This is a genomic window from Bradyrhizobium sp. 482_C4_N1_8 (genome assembly GCF_052075965.1).
Classification (GTDB): domain Bacteria; phylum Pseudomonadota; class Alphaproteobacteria; order Rhizobiales; family Xanthobacteraceae; genus Bradyrhizobium; species Bradyrhizobium barranii.
Map to the genome: position 1 here is coordinate 4,969,715 of NZ_CP197231.1, position 17,859 is coordinate 4,987,573.

General features: G+C 64.2%; 20 protein-coding genes. 9 read left to right on the forward strand and 11 right to left on the reverse strand.

The window, feature by feature from the left end; translation table 11 throughout:
- Positions 1-27: 27 nt before the first annotated feature.
- The 6 genes from AB7Z56_RS24060 (at position 28) to AB7Z56_RS24085 (ending at position 3,694) form a co-directional block, all read left to right on the forward strand.
- A complete protein-coding gene (locus tag AB7Z56_RS24060) occupies positions 28-510 on the forward strand; it encodes a bleomycin resistance protein (RefSeq protein WP_354123660.1) in 483 nt (160 codons plus the stop codon).
- Positions 511-788: 278 nt separating this feature from the next.
- Positions 789-1,475: an alpha/beta fold hydrolase gene (locus AB7Z56_RS24065; RefSeq protein ID WP_071914273.1), complete on the forward strand. Its 687-nt coding sequence runs from the start codon at positions 789-791 to the stop codon at positions 1,473-1,475.
- Between the two features lie 264 nt (positions 1,476-1,739).
- Positions 1,740-3,161: an L-lactate MFS transporter gene (locus AB7Z56_RS24070; RefSeq protein WP_354131283.1), complete on the forward strand. Its 1,422-nt coding sequence runs from the start codon at positions 1,740-1,742 to the stop codon at positions 3,159-3,161.
- A 27-nt stretch (positions 3,162-3,188) separates the two neighbouring features.
- Positions 3,189-3,347, forward strand: coding sequence for a hypothetical protein (locus AB7Z56_RS24075; protein ID WP_157790313.1), 159 nt, complete (start codon positions 3,189-3,191; stop codon positions 3,345-3,347).
- Positions 3,348-3,351: 4 nt separating this feature from the next.
- Positions 3,352-3,477, forward strand: coding sequence for an MFS transporter small subunit (locus AB7Z56_RS24080; RefSeq protein ID WP_014495518.1), 126 nt, complete (start codon positions 3,352-3,354; stop codon positions 3,475-3,477).
- Positions 3,478-3,484: 7 nt separating this feature from the next.
- Positions 3,485-3,694, forward strand: a complete 210-nt coding sequence (locus tag AB7Z56_RS24085; protein WP_354123658.1) for a hypothetical protein — start codon at positions 3,485-3,487, stop codon at positions 3,692-3,694.
- 18 nt (positions 3,695-3,712) lie between these two features.
- Here the strand turns inward: AB7Z56_RS24085 and AB7Z56_RS24090 are convergent, their stop codons facing one another.
- The 6 genes from AB7Z56_RS24090 to AB7Z56_RS24115 all read right to left on the reverse strand — a co-directional run bounded on the left by AB7Z56_RS24090 (position 3,713) and on the right by AB7Z56_RS24115 (position 9,737).
- Entirely contained in the window at positions 3,713-4,606 is an 894-nt protein-coding gene (locus tag AB7Z56_RS24090) for a LysR family transcriptional regulator (RefSeq protein WP_135213526.1), read from the reverse strand.
- A 75-nt stretch (positions 4,607-4,681) separates the two neighbouring features.
- Positions 4,682-5,401 (reverse strand): haloacid dehalogenase type II, encoded by a 720-nt coding sequence (locus tag AB7Z56_RS24095; RefSeq protein WP_135213525.1) that lies wholly within the window; start codon positions 5,399-5,401, stop codon positions 4,682-4,684.
- Between the two features lie 142 nt (positions 5,402-5,543).
- Positions 5,544-6,545: a class II fructose-bisphosphatase gene (glpX, locus tag AB7Z56_RS24100; protein WP_063983497.1), complete on the reverse strand. Its 1,002-nt coding sequence runs from the start codon at positions 6,543-6,545 to the stop codon at positions 5,544-5,546.
- A gap of 139 nt (positions 6,546-6,684) precedes the next feature.
- Positions 6,685-8,001 carry a homoserine dehydrogenase gene (locus tag AB7Z56_RS24105; protein WP_085401211.1) on the reverse strand — a complete coding sequence of 439 codons (1,317 nt, stop codon included), beginning with the start codon at positions 7,999-8,001 and terminating at the stop codon, positions 6,685-6,687.
- A 30-nt stretch (positions 8,002-8,031) separates the two neighbouring features.
- Positions 8,032-9,252 (reverse strand): LL-diaminopimelate aminotransferase, encoded by a 1,221-nt coding sequence (locus AB7Z56_RS24110; RefSeq protein WP_014495524.1) that lies wholly within the window; start codon positions 9,250-9,252, stop codon positions 8,032-8,034.
- A 209-nt stretch (positions 9,253-9,461) separates the two neighbouring features.
- Positions 9,462-9,737, reverse strand: coding sequence for a hypothetical protein (locus AB7Z56_RS24115; RefSeq protein ID WP_135213523.1), 276 nt, complete (start codon positions 9,735-9,737; stop codon positions 9,462-9,464).
- Between the two features lie 253 nt (positions 9,738-9,990).
- Between AB7Z56_RS24115 and AB7Z56_RS24120 the strand changes: the two genes are divergently transcribed.
- Complete coding sequence (locus AB7Z56_RS24120) at positions 9,991-11,799, forward strand: PHA/PHB synthase family protein (RefSeq protein ID WP_354234062.1); 1,809 nt, start codon at positions 9,991-9,993, stop codon at positions 11,797-11,799.
- A gap of 63 nt (positions 11,800-11,862) precedes the next feature.
- Complete coding sequence (locus tag AB7Z56_RS24125) at positions 11,863-12,261, forward strand: MAPEG family protein (RefSeq protein WP_063983501.1); 399 nt, start codon at positions 11,863-11,865, stop codon at positions 12,259-12,261.
- Positions 12,262-12,280: 19 nt separating this feature from the next.
- Here the strand turns inward: AB7Z56_RS24125 and AB7Z56_RS24130 are convergent, their stop codons facing one another.
- The 4 genes from AB7Z56_RS24130 to AB7Z56_RS24145 all read right to left on the reverse strand — a co-directional run bounded on the left by AB7Z56_RS24130 (position 12,281) and on the right by AB7Z56_RS24145 (position 15,677).
- Positions 12,281-12,868 (reverse strand): class I SAM-dependent methyltransferase, encoded by a 588-nt coding sequence (locus AB7Z56_RS24130; RefSeq protein ID WP_085401209.1) that lies wholly within the window; start codon positions 12,866-12,868, stop codon positions 12,281-12,283.
- A gap of 14 nt (positions 12,869-12,882) precedes the next feature.
- Entirely contained in the window at positions 12,883-13,929 is a 1,047-nt protein-coding gene (gene argC / locus AB7Z56_RS24135) for an N-acetyl-gamma-glutamyl-phosphate reductase (protein ID WP_208071604.1), read from the reverse strand.
- Between the two features lie 96 nt (positions 13,930-14,025).
- Complete coding sequence (gene argC, locus AB7Z56_RS24140) at positions 14,026-15,012, reverse strand: N-acetyl-gamma-glutamyl-phosphate reductase (RefSeq protein WP_208071606.1); 987 nt, start codon at positions 15,010-15,012, stop codon at positions 14,026-14,028.
- The gene (locus AB7Z56_RS24145) at positions 15,009-15,677 is read right to left on the reverse strand and encodes an FMN-binding negative transcriptional regulator (protein WP_063983505.1); all 669 of its coding nucleotides are present in this window, start codon (positions 15,675-15,677) and stop codon (positions 15,009-15,011) included. Before AB7Z56_RS24145 ends, argC (AB7Z56_RS24140) begins: the two co-directional genes overlap by 4 nt.
- Before the next feature lie 388 nt (positions 15,678-16,065).
- Between AB7Z56_RS24145 and AB7Z56_RS24150 the strand changes: the two genes are divergently transcribed.
- Positions 16,066-17,067, forward strand: coding sequence for an MBL fold metallo-hydrolase (locus AB7Z56_RS24150; RefSeq protein ID WP_085401206.1), 1,002 nt, complete (start codon positions 16,066-16,068; stop codon positions 17,065-17,067).
- Between the two features lie 40 nt (positions 17,068-17,107).
- Here AB7Z56_RS24150 and AB7Z56_RS24155 read toward each other — a convergent pair whose 3' ends face one another.
- On the reverse strand, positions 17,108-17,638 hold the full coding sequence (locus tag AB7Z56_RS24155) for a DedA family protein (protein ID WP_354113167.1): 531 nt from the start codon (positions 17,636-17,638) through the stop codon (positions 17,108-17,110).
- Positions 17,639-17,859: the final 221 nt, after the last annotated feature.

Here is a 17,859-nt window from a genome sequence, read left to right on the forward strand (position 1 = left end):
TCGGTCATAAGATCAGGCGACGCCGCAATGAACAAACCACTGCCCTCTGCCCCCGTCGCGCGTGCGACCTCCAACAGCACGGGAAGCGCACCGCAAGGCGGCTTTGCCGATCTCGTTCCCGAACTCAGCGTTTCCAGCATTCAAGCCAGCCTGCCGTTCTGGCGCGACTTGCTCGGCTTCGAGCTCGCCTATGATCGCCCCGATGCGCGATTTGCGTATCTCGTCAGGGGGCGTTTGCAGGTGATGCTCTGCGAACTGAATGGACGCTGGGAGACGGCCGAGATGCAGCGGCCATTCGGACGCGGCGTCAATTTCCAGATGGTCGTCGATCGCATTGATCCCATGCTTAGGGCTCTCGGCGATGCCAAATGGCCGCTCTACGAGCAGCCGAACGAAGCCTGGTATCGGGCTGGCGACCAGGAATTCGGCCAGCGTGAATTCCTCGTCCAGGATCCGGACGGTTACCTCGTGCGCTTCGTCGAACGCCTGGGCATGCGCACGCCATCCTGACGCAAAAAGATTCGTGCCGTCCTGCCGCATCGCGCGATCAGGAGACACAATCGCGACGGTGCACGCTGCCCGGACCATTGAACTGATGCACGCTCTCTGTCGTGTGGGGCGTAAGCTGCATTCGGCTCGCGAGCCGAACTTGCTCAATTTCGCATTCGCCCGATTATCCTTGCGACCCTCTGTCAGCTGACGTGGTCGCGCGTTAGACGTGAAGCTCCCCCGCTTCCCGCTCCGCGAGCACCTCGGCTCGCCGTTGCGCAGCCAACGGAGACCATCTCATGACCAAACCAAGCATCGTTTTCGCGCACGGCCTCTGGGCTGACGGATCGTGCTTCGGCAAGCTGATCCCGACGCTGCAAGCCGAAGGCCACGAGGTCCTGGCGAGCCAGCACGGGCTCGATTCACTCGCAACCGACGTCGCCTGCGTGACGGCGTGCTTTGGCCGTGTTCCCGGACCCGTGGTCCTCGTCGGCCACTCCTATGGCGGCACACTGATCACGCATGCCGGAACCGATCCGCGGGTCGCCGCGCTGGTCTACATCGCCGCGCTCGCGCCCGCTGCCGACGAAACTTCGCAGAGCCAGATTGCAAAATTTCCGACGACGCAGGTGTTCGGCCACATCGACGCGCCGGCGGGCCGTGTCTGGCTCAAGCCAAGCGGCCTGACGCACTTTGCCGGCGACCTGCCCGAAGCCGAGCAAAAGCTGGTCTACGCAACGCAAGGGGCGCCGGTTGCGGATCTCCTGACCCAGAAGGTCGATGGCACAGCGTGGACCTCGAAGCCGAGCTGGTACATCCTCGCCAGCAAGGACCAGACGGTTCACCCCGATCTGCAACACTTCGTCTCGAAGCGCATGAACGCTACCGTGACCGAAGTGGCTTCGTCCCACGTCCCCATGCTGTCGAAGCCGGATGTGGTGCTGGATGTGATCCGAAAGGCTGCGAATGCGGTCACAGCGAAGTAGCATCGGCTGACATACCATACCGAACCAAGGCAGATGACGTTGTCATTCTTCAGATCAGGTCCGGGCGGCGCGAGACCGCCCGGACCTTTTGTCCATCGCGAAAACGCCATGCCGATTTCTGCTCTTTCTAATATCGATTAATCCGATTGTAACAGCGCGTATTATTCGTTTGTCAAAATCCTCCTTCTGCGTAGCCTGATCCGCGCCATCGCCCGGCTGCCCGTAAAGGCCGCCCCCGAGAACAGCGAGGCACCGGAGGATTGGATGACGACGACGCTCGACGCATCGGGAATGCCTGCACGTTCGCTGCTGCCCTTCCTTGATCGCGAGCACACGATCGCAAGGCCGGGCTACAGCCGATGGATGGTGCCGCCCGCCGCACTCTGCGTGCATCTGTGCATCGGGCAGGCCTACGCCTTCAGCGTCTTCAACCTGCCGATGACCAAGCTGCTCGGCGTCACCCAATCGGCATCCGGCGACTGGAAGCTCACCGAGCTCGGCTGGATTTTCTCCATCGCGATGGTTTTCCTCGGACTGTCGGCCGCAGTGTTCGGACGCTGTGTCGAGGAAGGCGGCCCGCGCAAGGCGATGTTCACTGCCGGCGTTGCCTGGGCGAGCGCATTCCTGATCTCGGCCCTCGGCGTCTATCTCCACAATCTCTGGATCATCTATCTCGGCTACGGCGTGATCGGCGGCTGCGCGCTCGGCATCGGCTACATCTCCCCGGTTTCGACGCTCATGAAGTGGTTTCCCGACCGGCCGGGGATGGCCACCGGCATGGCGATCATGGGCTTTGGCGGCGGCGCGCTGATCGCTTCCCCCCTCTCCGTATGGCTGATGAGCAAGTTTGCGACCACGAGCGACGTCGGCGTGCTCGGCGCCTTCATCACGCTCGGCTGTGTCTACTTCGTCTTCATGATGGTCGGCTCCGCCATCGTGCGCGTGCCGGCGCAGGGCTGGAAGCCGGAGGGTTATGTGCCGCCTGCGGCCGCCACCAAGCTGATGACCAGGAACGACGTGTTCGTCTACCAGGCGATCAAGACGCCGCAGTTCTGGCTGATCTGGATCGTGCTGTTCTGCAACACCACCGCCGGCATCGGCGTGCTCGGCCAGGCCTCGGCGATGAGCCAGGAGATGTTCCCCGGCCACATCACCGCAGTCGCGGCCGCAGGTCTCGTCGGCCTGATGAGCCTGTTCAACATGGGCGGACGCTTCAGCTGGGCCTCGTTATCCGACTTCATCGGACGCAAGAGCACCTATTTCGTCTACATGGTGCTCGGAATCGCCCTCTACGTGACCGTGCCCTATGCCGGCGCGAGCGGCAATGTCGTGCTGTTCGTGCTGTGCTTCCTGATCATCGTCAGCATGTATGGCGGCGGCTTTTCCACCGTGCCGGCCTATCTGCGCGACATGTTCGGCACGCGCTATGTCGGCGCCATCCACGGCATCCTGCTGACGGCCTGGTCGATGGCCGGCATCGCTGGGCCTGTGCTGATCAACTACATCCGCGAATACAACGTCACGCACGGCGTGCCGAAGGCGCAGGCCTACAACACGACCATGTACATCATGGCCGGACTGCTCGTGATCGGCTTCCTCGCCAACCTCTGCGTCCGTGCCGTCGACAAGCGTCATCACATGAAAGACGAGGACAGTTCAGGTCTCGAGGCGGCGCGTGCTGCCTGACGTTCGGACGAACACAAGGAGGCGACCATGACCACGACATCACGGAGCGAAGCGTCATTCTCCCAATCGCTGCTGAGCTGGATCGCCTGGCGGGTATCACGGACGATGGCGGCGATGCGGCCGGTGCATCGTGCCACCGAGATCGCGGCCGCAGCCGCGGCGAGCAACAATCCCTCGGGGGCCTGACATCATGCAGACCGCTCAGACGGCAAAGACCACGCCGCTGCAATTGGCGTTGGCCTGGAGCTTTGCGGGCATCCCCCTGCTCGCGGGCGTGATCCAGACCCTGCTCAACGCCATGAAGCTGTTTCAGTAGGCGGCGAATGCGTCCCACGAACAAGCGTGCAACGCTTCTCAGCGGCGCACGACGGTTGATAACCGACGAAGGCTTCACCATCACCGTGCTGGCCGCGGTGATCGCCGCTGCAGTTCTCGCCGTCGGCTTCGACGCGACTGCGGATATCGTCGTCGCGACGCTCGCACTTGGCGCGGTGACGGCGCTCGCCGAGACCCGCCTGCACCGGCGCGGATAGATCCAGTCAAACGAGCCGTCAGCGGCGCCTGCGCGCGCCACGCGCCGGCGTTTCCGTCACGCGCCGGGTCTGCTCGGCGGCGAGGTCGCGCATGATCGCTATCGCGCTCTGCACATGGTCGTCGGGCTGGTCGACCGAATAGACGACATAGGCCGGCATCGAGAATTTCGGCGCTCCCACCACCAGGTGCAGCCGCCGCGCCTTCAGCAGCGGCTCGACGATCCGGTGCGCAAAATAGCCGGAGCCGCCGTTGGCGAGGACGTGCTGCAGCCCGAGCCAGCCGATGTTGGCGGTCAGCGCAGGCCCCGCGAAATTGGGAAAGACGGCACTGTGCCGGGCGTAGAATTCGGGCCCCCAGTCGACATAGACGTAGCCCTCCTGCGGCTCCGGATCGCTCCTGGGATTGGTCGACACCAGCACGAGCTGCTCCTCGATCAGCAACTCGACCTTGAGGCCGGGGCGGCTTTGCGGGGTGTACATCACGCCGATGTCGATGCGTCCCTCGACCAGCCCCTGCATCAGTTCGGGCTCAAGGGCACTCTCGGCCCGGATCGAGATCTGCGGATTGGCCTCCTGCATGCGCGGCACCCAAAGCAGCAGGAACTCCTCCCACAGGCCGATGCGGCCGCCGAGCACCAGCACCCCGCTAAAGCCCTTGGGGAGGCCGACGTCATGGCGGGCCTGCTCGACGGTGCGAACAAGCGTCGAGGCATGGCGCTGAAATTGCCGCCCCGCCACCGTAAGCGTCGCGCCTGCCTTGTTGCGCACGAACAGCGTGCAGCCGAGCAGCTCCTCGAGCGAGTGGATCCGCGTGCTGACGGTGGACTGGCTGACGTGAAGCCGGTCGGCGGCGGTGATGAAATTGCCGGTGGCAACCACCGTCAGGAATGTACGCGCGAGCTCGGTATCCAGGGGCGCACCTCACACATCGACATTGTCGATATGAAAGGCGCTGTCTTGAAGGATGTCAAACAGAAGCGATGCCGCTCAGCAGCCGAGCTTGTCGGCGACCCCGCCAAAATCCTTGGCGACGATGTCCCAATTGCCGGTCGCCTCGAAGTCGACCTTCTGAAGCGGACCGTATTCGGTCGGCCGCGCCACGAACGCGGTCTTCAGCCCGTTCTTCTGCGCGGCGGCGAGATCGCCGTTGTGGGCGGCGACCATCATCACCTGCTCCGGCTTGAGGCCGAGCAGGCGCGCGGCGCCGAGATAGGTCTCGGGATCGGGCTTGTAGTGCTCGAACAGCTCGGCCGACATGATGAGGTCCCACGGCAGGCCTGCGAACTTCGCCATGTTGGTGAGCAGCGCGACATTGCCGTTCGACAGCGGCGAGATCACGAATTTCGACTTCAGCCGTGTGAGGCCCGCGACACTGTCGGGCCAGGGATGCAGACGGTGCCAGCCCTTGGTGATGTAGTCGAGGTCGGCCTCGGTCAAACCCTTGATCGCGAACTTCTCGACCAGCTTGTCCAGCGAGCGGCGGTGCAGGACGTCGAGGATGACATAGCCACGTTCGGGGTGCTTGCGCACGTCATCCATGGCGGCCGTGTACATGCCGCGCCAGCCGTCGACCAAAGCGGTCCAGTCGGCGGAGATGCCGCGGCCCTTGCCCCACCACGTGAGGTCGGTGATCAGGCTGGTGCGCCAGTCCACGACGGTGCCGAACACGTCGAAGACCAGGGCTTTGACGGAGGAGAGATCGGACATGTGCGCTTCCTCTTTTGTTGTTCTTGTCATTCCGGGGGGCGCGTCAGCACCAACCCGGAATCCAGAAGTTATGGCGCGAGATTCCGGTTTCTCCGGGCCGCGCGCTTTGCGCGGTCCCGTCGCGCCGGAATGACGAAGCGCGTCAGCCCAGGTAAAACTTCTCCAACTGCCGGTGCTCGGCCTTGATGTAACGCACGGTGCCGGTGACGGAGCGCATCACGACCGTCTCGGTCTCGATCACGCCGTCCTTGCGGAACTTGACGCCCGACAGCAACGAGCCCGTGGTGACGCCGGTGGCAGCGAACAGGCAGTCGCCGCGCGCCATGTCCTCGATGCCGTAGATCATCTTGGGATCGTTGACGCCCATCTTGGCGGCGCGCTCGCGCTTCTCGTCGGAATCCAGGATCAGGCGGCACTGCATCTGGCCACCGATGCAGCGCAGCGCCACGGCCGCGAGCACGCCTTCCGGCGCGCCGCCGGTGCCGAGATACATGTCGACGCCGGTGTTATCGGGGTCGGCGCAGTGGATTACGCCGGCCACGTCGCCGTCGGTGATGAGGCGGACGGCGGCACCGGTCGAGCGCACGCTCTCGATGATGCTGGCATGGCGCGGGCGGTCGAGCACGAGAACGGTGATGCCTTCCGGCTGGACACCCTTGGCCTTGGCGAGGCGGCGGACGTTGTCGGCGGGCGAGGCATCAATTTCGACAACACCCTTGTCGTAGCCGGGACCGATCGCGAGCTTCTCCATGTAGACGTCAGGAGCGTGCAGCAGCGTGCCGCCGTCGGCCATCGCCATGGTGGCAATCGAGCCCGGCATGTTCTTGGCGCACAGCGTGGTGCCTTCGAGCGGGTCGACCGCGATGTCGACCTGCGGGCCGGCGTTCATGCCAACCTTCTCGCCGATGAACAGCATCGGCGCCTCGTCGCGCTCGCCCTCGCCGATCACGATGGTGCCCTCGATCGGCAGCTTGTTGAGCTCGCGCCGCATGGCGTCCACCGCGGCCTGGTCGGCCGCCTTCTCGTTGCCGTGCCCGCGCAGCCGCGCCGAAGAAACCGCCGCCCGCTCCGTCACCCGCACGATCTCCAGCGTGAGGATGCGCTCGAGCAACGCGTGCGGCGGGACTGAAATATGGGTCGACATCGGCTAACTCCTTCGGAACAGTTTTGGACGGAGATCTCCGTCCGCATCAACTCGTAACACCCACAGTTCGTTCGAACCGTGTCCTATTGTTTGAGCATGACCTTTCCGGAAAACCTCTTCACACTTTTCCGGGTCATGCTCAGTTCTTCTCGATCCGGATCACCTGTGGCCGTCCGCTGATCACCTTGTCCTTCTGCACGGCCGCGAGCGCGCGTCGCACGGCGTCCTCATGCGTCGCATAGGTGATCAGGATGACGGGCACGGGCACCGCCTTGCCGTTCGCCGGCGCAGCGCCGCCATTGGGATGACGCTGCACGATCGACTCGATCGAAATCTTCTGCTCCGCGAGCCGGGTCGCGATCGCGGCCGCAGTGCCCGGGAAATCCCGCGCCAGCAGGCGGATATAGTAGCCGCCCTCGTGCCGCTCCATCGGCGCCTTCTTGGTGTCGCGCAGATGCGAGATCGGCCGGCCGAACGGATTGGCGCGGATGCCGCGCGCAACGTCGGCGATGTCGGCGACGACGGCGGATGCGGTCGCAGCACCGCCGGCACCGGGGCCGACCAGCGTGATCGGAGGAATGCCCTCGCCATCGATCGTGACCGCATTGGTGACACCCATCACCTGCGCGATCGAGGAGGATTTTGGAACCATGGTCGGGTGCACGCGCTGCTCGATGCCCTTGGCGGTACGGACGGCAACACCGAGCAGCTTGAGCCGGTAACCGAGATCGTCGGCCGCGCGCAGATCTTCCGGCGCGATGGATGAGATACCTTCGACATACACAGCGCTTTGAGCAACTTTCGTGCCGAAAGCGAGGCTGGCGAGAATGGCAAGTTTTTGCGCGGTGTCGTGGCCATCGACGTCGAAGGACGGATTGGCCTCGGCGTAGCCGAGCCGCTGCGCATCCTTGAGACATTCGGCGAAGGACAGGCCCTCCTGCTCCATCCGCGTCAGGATGTAATTGCAGGTGCCGTTGAGGATGCCGTAGACGCGGGTGACGCCGGTTCCGGCAAGCCCTTCGCGTAACGTTTTGATGACAGGGATCGCGGCGCCGACCGCTGCCTCGAAATTCAGCGCGCCGCCGTGCTTTTCGGCGGCCTTGGCAAGCTTCAGGCCGTGCTTGGCGAGCAGCGCCTTGTTGGCGGTGACGACCGACTTGCCCGCATTCAGTGCCGCTTCGACCGCAGAGAGAGCGGGATCACCGGCGCCGCCCATCAGCTCGACGAAGCAGTCGATGCCGGGATGCGTGGCCAGTGCCATGGGGTCCCTGACCCATTCGATGCCGCGCAGATCGACGCCGCGCTTCTTCGCCTTCGAGCGCGCGGTGACGGCGACGACGCGAATGCCGCGGCCGCTGCGGCCCGCGAGCACGCGGGCCTGGGTCTCGATCAAACGGACAACTTCGGCGCCCACGGTGCCGAGCCCCGCTATGCCCACTTTCAGGGGTGCAACCATGATGCTTTAGAAAACCTGCCGAAGAGAAACTTAACGCCGATTGGCGAGCGGAACGACGTTGTGCAACGTTTCGATGCCGCTTTCAAGGAAGCGGCGCACGCCGCGCGCGGCTTGTCTGATCCGTTGCTCGTTTTCCACCATGGCGATGCGGACATATCCTTCACCGTGCTCGCCGAAGCCGACACCGGGCGAGACCGCGACGCCGGATTTCTCCACCATCAGGGTTGCGAACTGCATGCTGCCGACGCTGCGGAAGGCCTCCGGCAGCGGCACCCATGCGAACATCGAGGCTTCCGGCGGCGGGATCTCCCAGCCGGCGCGGCCGAATGACTCCACCAGCGCGTCGCGGCGCTTGCGGTAGGTGTCGCGCATCTCCTTGATGCAATCGTCGGGGCCGTTCAGCGCGGCGGTCGCGGCGACCTGCACCGGCGTGAAGGCGCCGTAGTCGAGGTAGGATTTGACGCGGGCGAGCGCGGCGATCACGCGGTCGTTGCCGACCGCAAAGCCCATGCGCCAGCCGGCCATCGAATAGGTCTTCGACATCGAGGTGAACTCGACGGTGACGTCGATCGCGCCGGGCACCTGGAGCACCGAGGGCGGCGGGTTGTTCTCGTCGAAATAGACTTCGGCATAGGCGAGATCGGACAGGATCAGTATCTCGTGCTTCTTCGCGAACGCGACGAGGTCCTTGTAGAAGTCGAGGCTCGCGACATAGGCGGTCGGATTCGAGGGGTAGCAGACGACGAGCGCGAGCGGCTTCGGGATCGAATGCACGATCGCCCGTTCCACCGCCTCGAAGAATTGCGGCGTCGGCTCCGAGGGCACCGAGCGGATCACGCCGCCCGCCATCAGGAAGCCGAAAGCGTGAATCGGGTAGCTCGGGTTCGGGCAGAGGATGACGTCGCCGGGCGCGGTGATCGCCTGCGCCACATTGGCAAAGCCCTCCTTCGAACCGAGTGTCGCCACGACCTGGGTGTCGGGGTTGAGCTTCACGCCGAAGCGGCGGGCGTAATAAGCGGCCTGAGCCCGGCGCAGCCCGGGGATGCCGCGGGAGGCCGAGTAGCGGTCGGTGCGCGGCTTGCCCAGCGTCTCCTTCAGCTTCTCCAGCACATGCGCCGGCGCCGGCAGGTCCGGATTGCCCATGCCGAGGTCGATGATGTCGGCGCCGGCATTCCGCGCGGCCGCCTTGGCCCGGTTGACCTGCTCGAACACGTAAGGCGGAAGGCGGCGGATGCGGTAAAACTCTTCCATGGCTCTCTGGGCTCCGGGCAACCGGTCAGGACAGAATCGACCGGCCATGACAGCCGCTCGGGAAAGCTCTCGCCCCCTCGCGAAAATCACTCAAAATCAAACGCTTAGAGTAATATTCGACGGCAGGAGCTGAAGTCGTTCGCCCTGACTCTCGGCTGAACTGAGGTCTTTTAGCACGGCATGGCGGGGGCGCCAGCGATTACGCCGCGTTACTTGGCGTCTTTTGCGGCAACCGATTGGCGTTCGCGCGCGGCGGCCAGCTCGGCTTCAATCTTGGCGCGCTGGTCCGGCGGGATGATCGCCTGATCACGATCCGGCGGCAGATCGTGCACCGGAAGGTAGGAGCCGGGCTCCCTGGGATGGGCCTGCGCGTCGGTGGGCGTATAGTCAGCCAGCTGACTCGAGCAGCCGCCCAAGGCAAGCGCCGCCATCAGCAGCGCGCCACAGATCGGCAGCGACTTTTGCAGGTCCCTCAACGCCAACACTTGGGAAATCCCCTACTCGTCCCAATGCAAGGCTGCCGGAACTTAACCCGACAACCTGCCCAAGCTCAAACCATTGCTGCCCACAAATGGTACGAGCGAGAATACTTCCAAGGCCCACTGCGGAAGAGGTGCACGCTGATTGTGACAAAACCAAGGGGCTTTGTCGCAGTGCAGCACATGTTGGAGCTTGTTTAACGCCAAACATGCGAGCTTCGCGGTGACGAATACGGAATGAATCGTTACTGTTCTGCTCATGAGTAGCGCCACGACCGACACACCCAAATCCGAAACGAAGTTCGATGCGGAAGCCTTCGCGATGAATGTCGCGCAGGCGATGGAGAGCGGCGGCAAGGCGCTCGCCGCGTATCTCAAGCCACGCGAGAGCGGCGAGGTGCAGGATCGCCCGCCGGCCGAGCTGACGGAAGTGGTCAAGGCCTTCACGTCGGTCGCCGAATACTGGCTGTCGGACACATCCCGCGCGTCGGATCTGCAGACCAAGCTCGCCAAGGATTATCTCGACCTCTGGGGCTCGGCGGCGCGCCGCATGGCCGGCCAGGACGCCCCGCCCGCGATCGCGCCCTCGCCGCGTGACAAGCGCTTTGCCGATCCGGAATGGAAGTCGAACCAGTTCTTCGATTTCATGATGCAGCTCTATCTGCTCACGACCAAATGGGCGCAGGAGCTGGTGCGCGACGCCGACGGGCTCGACCCGCAGACCCGCCGCAAGGCGGAGTTCTACATCCAGCAGATCACCAACGCGATCTCGCCGTCCAACTTCGTGCTGACCAATCCGGAAGTGCTGCGCGAGACGGTCGCCAGCAGCGGCGAGAACCTCGCGCGCGGCCTGAAGATGCTGGCCGAGGACATCGCGGCCGGCAAGGGCATGCTGAAGATCCGCCAGTCCAATCCGGACAATCTCGTCGTCGGGGTCAATATGGCGACGACGCCGGGCAAGGTGATCTACCAGAACGAGATGATGCAGCTGATCCAGTATTCGCCGACCACGGAGAACGTGCTGCGCACGCCGCTCCTGATCGTGCCGCCCTGGATCAACAAGTTCTACATCCTCGATCTCAAGCCGGAGAAATCCTACATCAAGTGGTGCGTCGACCAGGGCATCACCGTGTTTGTGATCTCATGGGTCAATCCCGACAAGCGGCTCGGCAACAAGAGCTGGGAAGACTACATGAAGGAAGGCCCGCTCACAGCGATGGACGTGATCGAGAAGGTCACCGGCGAGTTGAAGGTGCACACCGCCGGCTATTGCGTCGGCGGCACCATGCTCGCGACCACGCTGGCCTGGCTCGCCGAGAAGCGCCGCCAGCGCGTCGCGTCGGCGACGTTCTTCGCCGCGCAGGTCGACTTCACCCATGCCGGCGATCTCCTCGTGTTCGTCGACGAGGACCAGATCGCGGCCCTCGAGCAGGACATGAAGGCGGCCGGCGTGCTCGAAGGCTCGAAGATGGCGATGGCCTTCAACATGCTGCGCTCCAACGATCTGATCTGGTCCTATGTCGTCAGCAACTATCTGAAGGGCCAGCAGCCGAGCGCGTTCGACCTCCTGCACTGGAATTCGGATGCGACGCGCATGACCGCATCGAACCACTCCTATTACCTGCGCAATTGCTACCTGGAGAACCGGCTCTCCACCGGCACCATGGTGCTCGACAACACGCTGCTCGACCTCTCCAAGGTCAAGGTGCCCGTCTACAACCTCGCCACCCGCGAGGACCACATCGCGCCGGCCGAATCGGTGCTGTACGGCTCGCAGTTCTTCGGCGGCCCGGTGAAATACGTCCTGTCCGGCTCGGGCCACATCGCCGGCGTGGTCAACCCGCCCGCCTCGAACAAGTACCAGTACTGGACCAACGACAACGTCAAGGATGTCAACGTCGCCGAATGGATGAAGGGCGCGGTGGAGCACAAGGGCTCGTGGTGGCCGGACTGGCGGCAATGGCTGGGCGAGCTCGATCCGGAGGAAGTCCCGGCGCGCGTGGTCGGCAGCGAGGCCCTGCCCCCGATCGAGGACGCGCCCGGCAGCTATGTCAGGGTTCGCGCATAGCGGACTCGCCCGCGCTTTCGTATAGACTCGCTCTCAACGCAGCGAAGACACAGGGGACGGACCATGACGCGCGAATTGTTCTGGCTGACACTGACGGTGATCCTGACCGGGATCCTCTGGATTCCCTACACCATCAACCGCTGCCAGGTTCGGGGGCTCAGTGGCGCCTTGGCCAATCCCTCGCGCGCCGACAAGCCGCAGGCGGAGTGGGCGAACCGCCTGATGTTCGCGCATGACAACGCCGTCGAAAACCTCGTGCTCTTCGCGCCGCTGGTGCTGATCCTAAACGCGATCGACTATTCCTCGAAATGGACCGTGCTCGCCTGTGCGGTCTATTTCTGGTCGCGTGTCGCGCATCTGATCGTCTATGCGCTCGGAATCCCGGTGTTCCGGACTCTCGCCTTCACCGTCGGCTTCCTCGCCCAGGCCGTGCTTGCGCTGGCAATCTTCAAGGTGCTCTAGAAATCGGGTCTCTTAGGGATCAGGCCCTGCGTACGACGAGGTTCAGCATGTTGGCTGGCGTCTCGTCGAAACTCTGGATCACGTTGGTGTCCGACGACAGCGTGATCCACGAACCTGCGCTGGCGTAAGTCATCTCGAGCCACTCCCGCGAGACGTAGCTGTAGTACCGCCCGAGGCTGTCTCGCGCGTCGCCCTCGCCCATCTTGTAGCTGGCGTAGAACACGCCTGATGGCTTGAGTGCACGGTGGATCTTTCCAAGGATGCCGGCGAGCTCGTCGCGTGGCACATGCAGCAGACAGGCGCTCGCCCAGACGCCGTCATAGGCCTCGTGCCCATCCAGCTGGTCGAACCGCATCGCCTCGACGGGATGACCAAGCCGGCGCGAGGCGATCCCGGCCATTTCGGGCGAGCCATCGGTCGCACGCACTGAAAAACCTTCGGCGAGCATCACTGCGGAATGATTGCCGGCACCGCAACCGAGCTCGAGGATCGCGCCTCCCGGCGGCAGCAGGGCGAGAAAGCCCCGCAACCGCGTCGATGCGGCCTTCGCCCAGCCGGCATAGGCCTCGGCGTTCTGCCGGTAGAATTGCAAGGTCGCTTCGTCCACCGCAGTACCTCGTGTCATGGAAACAGCGCGATCTGCTCCAACCCCGCCGTCTCGGGCAGCCCGAACATCAGGTTCATGTTCTGGATCGCCTGCCCGGCCGACCCCTTCACCAGATTGTCGAGCGTGGAAATCACGATCGCCCGGTTCTTGATGCGGTCGGCGACGACGCCGATCTGCACATAGTTGGAGCCGCGCACATTCTGGGTCTGCGGCAGCACGCCCTTCCTGGCGACATGCACGAAGGGCTCGTTGGCATAAGCCTGCTCCAGCGCGCTTCGCAGATCGTCCGGCGTCGCGCCGTTGAGCTTGACGTAGGAGGTGCAGAGTTCGCCGCGCGCCATCGGAATAAGATGCGGCGTGAAGTTGATCGTCACTGCGGAACCGGCGGCGACGCCGACCTCCTGCTCGATCTCGGGCGCGTGCCGGTGGGTGCCGACCGAATAGGGCGACAGCCCCTCGCCCGCCTCGCTGAACAACGTGTTCTGTTTCAGCCCGCGGCCGGCGCCGGTGACGCCCGATTTCGCGTCGATGACGATGTCGTCGACGTCGATCAGCTTGGCTTTCGCAAGCGGCACCAGCGCGAGCAGCGCCGCCGTGGGATAGCAGCCGGGACAGGCGACCAGCCGCGCCGACGTGATCTTCTCGCGATAGAATTCGGTGAGACCGTAGACCGCTTCGCCCTGCAGTTCGAGCGCCCGGTGCTCATGGCCGTACCACTGCGCATAGGTGCTCTTGTCCCGCAGCCTGAAATCGGCGGACATGTCGAGGACCTTGATTTTGGGATTTGCCTTGAGGACCGCGGCGATGATTTCCTGCGTGGTGCCGTGCGGCAGTCCGCAGAACACCGCATCGAGCTTGCTCCAGTCGACCTTTTCCCATTCCACGAGTTTCGGCAGGTCCAGCATGAAACAATGCGGAAACACGTCGCCCATCGACTTGCCGGCATGGGTGTTGGCGGTGAGCGCGACGATCTCGGCATTCGGATGCCGGGCCAACAGGCGCACCGCATCGGCCCCGGTGTAACCGGAGGCGCCGAGAATGCCGATCTTCTTCGAGCTCATCACGCGTACCTTTCAGGCGTCATTTGATCGTCTTGCCGGGGTCGAAAGTCGCAGCGTCGCTTCGTCCACCGGGCTGGCCTCCCGAGCAACGTTCGATCAGCTATTGTCGGCAAGGCCCAGCATCAGCCGCATGTTCTGCACGGCCGCACCCGAGGCGCCCTTGCCGAGATTGTCGAGCCGGGCGACCAGTACCGCCTGGTGATATTTGTCGCTGGCGAAGACGTGGAGCTCGAGCGTGTTGGTCTCGTTGAGCGCCTCCGGCTCGAGCTTGCCGCCCTTGGTCGCCTCGTTCTGGAGCGGCATCACCGAGACATATTTCGAGCCGGCGTAACGCTTGGCCAGCGCGGCCTGGAGGTCCGCACCGCCAAGCTTGCCCGGCAGCGCGTCGAGCTGGAGCGGCACCGAGACCAGCATGCCCTGCCGGTAGTTGGCGACCGAGGGAATGAAGATCGGCCGCCGCGTCAGTTTCGAATAGAGCTGCATCTCCGGAAGATGCTTGTGCTCGAAGCCAAGGCCGTAGAGCTCGAAGGACGGCGCGCTGCCGTCTTCGAAGCTCGCGATCATCGACTTGCCGCCGCCGGAATAGCCGCTCACCGCGTTGACGGTGACGGGATAATCGGGCGGCAACAGACCGGCATCGACGATCGGCCGCAGCAGCGCGATCGCACCGGTCGGATAGCAGCCGGGATTGGAGACCTTCTTCGCGGCCTTGATCTTTGCGGCCTGGTCCGACGTCAGCTCCGGAAAGCCGTAGGCCCAGTCGGGCGCGACCCGGTACGCGGTGGAAGCGTCCAGCACCTTCGGCGCCGAAGCGCCCATGCTGTCGACCAGCGCCACTGTTTCCTTCGCGGCCTCGTCAGGCAGGCAGAGGATGACGAGATCGACCTCCTCCATCAGCGCCTTCTTGGCCGCGGGATCCTTGCGCTTGTCGTCGGAGATCGTCTTCACGGTGACGTCGCTCTGGAGCTTCAGCCGCTCGTTGATGCCGAGCCCGGTGGTGCCGGAGCCGCCGTCGACGAAGACGGTGGCGGGCTTCTTGGCGGCGCCGGTGGTCGGGGCCTTGGTGGTTTCCGTGAGGCTCATGGCGCGCTCCTTTCGAGCATGTTGGTTTCGTTCGCGAAGGCCTCCGGCCTCACGTCCTGCATCAATTGTGCAATCTCTCTGGCGTCGGCTGCGGGTTGCGCCCCGAGCGCGTTGGCGATCGCGGTATAGTCGGCGTCCGATTTGTGCTGGTTGAGCTTGAAGCTGCCTTCGACCTCTTCAACCGTCATGACCAGGCCCACGATCCCCTTCTTCAACGCTTCCAGCCGGCCTGCCGTCATCTTCGCCGATGTCCACGGCGCTTTCGGCAACAGCCAGCTCTCGAACTTGTCGCTCAGCGTGTCGATCTGCACCGCCAGCTGATCGTCCGACAAGAGGCGCACCGGCCCGCTCAGATGCACCGACTGGTAGAGCCAGGTCGGCACCTGATCCGGCGAGACGTACCAGTCGGGCGATACATAGGCATCGGGGCCGTTGACCGCGAGCAGCCAGGAGGTCGTCCCATCCGCCAGCTTTAGCAGCGGATTGTGACGGGCGACATGAAAGGCGGCCTGCGGCGTGCCGTCAGCGGCGTAAGTCAGGTAGAACGGCAGCGGCGAGGCGACCGGCTTGTGGCCGTCGAAGGCGCACATCGTGCCGAAGCCGCGCTCCTCGGCGAATTTCAGGCTCGCGGCGCGGTCCTGCTTGAAAAAGGGTGGCGTGTACATCGTGGTCTCCTGCTGGGCCTCCTTGAGGGGCCGCCGGATCAGATCGCGCTGACAGGAGAGAGAATGCCGCGGATAGGATCCAGCGGCAAAGACGATGATCTCAAACGCGATCGACCGCCCAAACCGCTAAAGAGCGGCGGCGGCGACGGGCGAACAGGATGGTCGCGGCGTTGATCATGGCGCGCGGCTATAAGGCCAGAGGGTTCCAGGGTCAAGTCCAAATCGATGGGGCGCGACGGCTGCCGCACCACGTGACGGCAGGATGCCGCACGGATGTCATCGGGTCGCAGCGGAATTTCTCCTAAGCTTGGGGGTTCCCGAGAAAGAAAGGCGCCACAACCCCGCCGGTTCGTGCCTTTCGTTCGCAACCCAGCCCCAGGACATCGCCATGACCGAGATCACCCGTCGCGCAACGCTAGCCGGCGCCGCCGCCTCGGCGCTCCTGCCCTTCGTGAAGACCTCGCCCGCGAGCGCCGCCGCGCCCCAGGCAGCGACCCAGAATGCGAGCTTCTACCGCTACAATGTCGGCACCCACCAGATCACCGTGGTCTGCGACGGCGTCGCGACCGTCAACCTGACGGACAATTACGCGGCCGGCGCCAGCAAGGACGACATCAACAAGATCTTCGCCGAGAACCATCTGCCGACCGACAAGGTCACCCACACCTTCAATCCGGTCGTCGTCAACACCGGGCCGAAGCTCGTCGTGATCGATACCGGTCTCGGGCCCGACCAGTTCACGCAGACCAAGGGCAAGGTCGGCCAGTTCCACAACAACCTTGCAGCGGCCAGCATCGACCGCGCGGCAGTCGACACCGTCATCATCTCGCACTTCCACGGCGACCACATCAACGGCCTGCTCGCGGCCGAGAACAAGCCGGCCTTCCCCAACGCCGAGATCATGGTTCCGGCAGTGGAATGGAAGTTCTGGATGGATGACGGCGAGATGAGCAAGGGTACCGGCAATCCGATCCTTGAGAGCAACTTCAAGAATATCCGCCGCGTGTTCGATGCGCTCGGCCGCAAGGTCACGCAATACGAGTCCGGCAAGGAAGTCGCGCCCGGCATCACCTCGGTGGCGAGCCCGGGCCACACGCCGGGACACAACTCCTTCATCGTCGCGTCCGGCGCGGAAAAGGTACTTGTGCAGGTCGACATCACCGCAGGCGCAGCGTTCCTGTTCGTGAAGCATCCTGAATGGAACATTGCCTCCGACGTCGACAAGCCGCTGGCGCAAGAGACGCGGCGGAAGCTCTACGACATGGCGATTGCCGAGAAGATGCCGATCCAGGCCTTCCATGCCGCCTTCCCCGGTCTCGTCCGCGTCGAGAAGGAGAAGGATGGTTCGGGCTATCGCTGGATTCCGTCGATCTGGAACGCCTCGCTTTAGGCTCTGCCGTATCCGCTGACCGGGCGGCCGAGCTGCCCGGTCAGATCACGCGCCAGATCCATTCCATGATCTTCGCGATCACGTCGCCAAAAAGCAGCAGCGCCGCGGACCAGACTAGCGCCGAGATGAAATTGGCGGCCTGAAAACTCCAATAGGGCATCTCGAAAATGCCAGCTGCGAGCGGCACCGAGGCGCGCAAAGGGCCGAAGAAGCGGCCGATGAAGATGCTGGGCACGCCCCAGCTCCGCACGAAGGCTTCGCCCCTGGGCAGCAGTTCCGGGTAACGCGACAGCGGCCACATCTGGGCGACCTGCTCCTTGTAGCGATAGCCGAACCAGTAGGAGACCCAGTCGCCGAGCGCAGCACCGATGCCGCCGGCGATCCAGACCGGATAGAAGCTGATGCCGCTCGCCCCGATCAGCGCGCCGATCGCAACCAGCGCTCCCCAGGCCGGGATCAGCAGCGAGACGAACGCCAGCGACTCCCCGAAGGCGAGCAGGAACACGATCGGGGCCGCCCAAGCCTGGTGAGCGCGCACGAAATCGGCCAGCGCGTGCGCGTACTGCTCCATTCCAGATTGCCTTCCCGCCCCGTCACGGTCCTGTCAGATAAAAGGACTGGTAAGCCAAGGACTTGTGTGACATCAAGTCACAAAGCCGGGCCTGAGCCGGGCCCAGGTGTCAAATTGCCGGGAATTGGTGGGGCCTGCGGCGTAAAATCGCCGGGATTGGCTCCCACCCACACCCGCCGGGCGGACCTGCGGTGACCTTTGCAGGCCAGCCGTGGCATAGT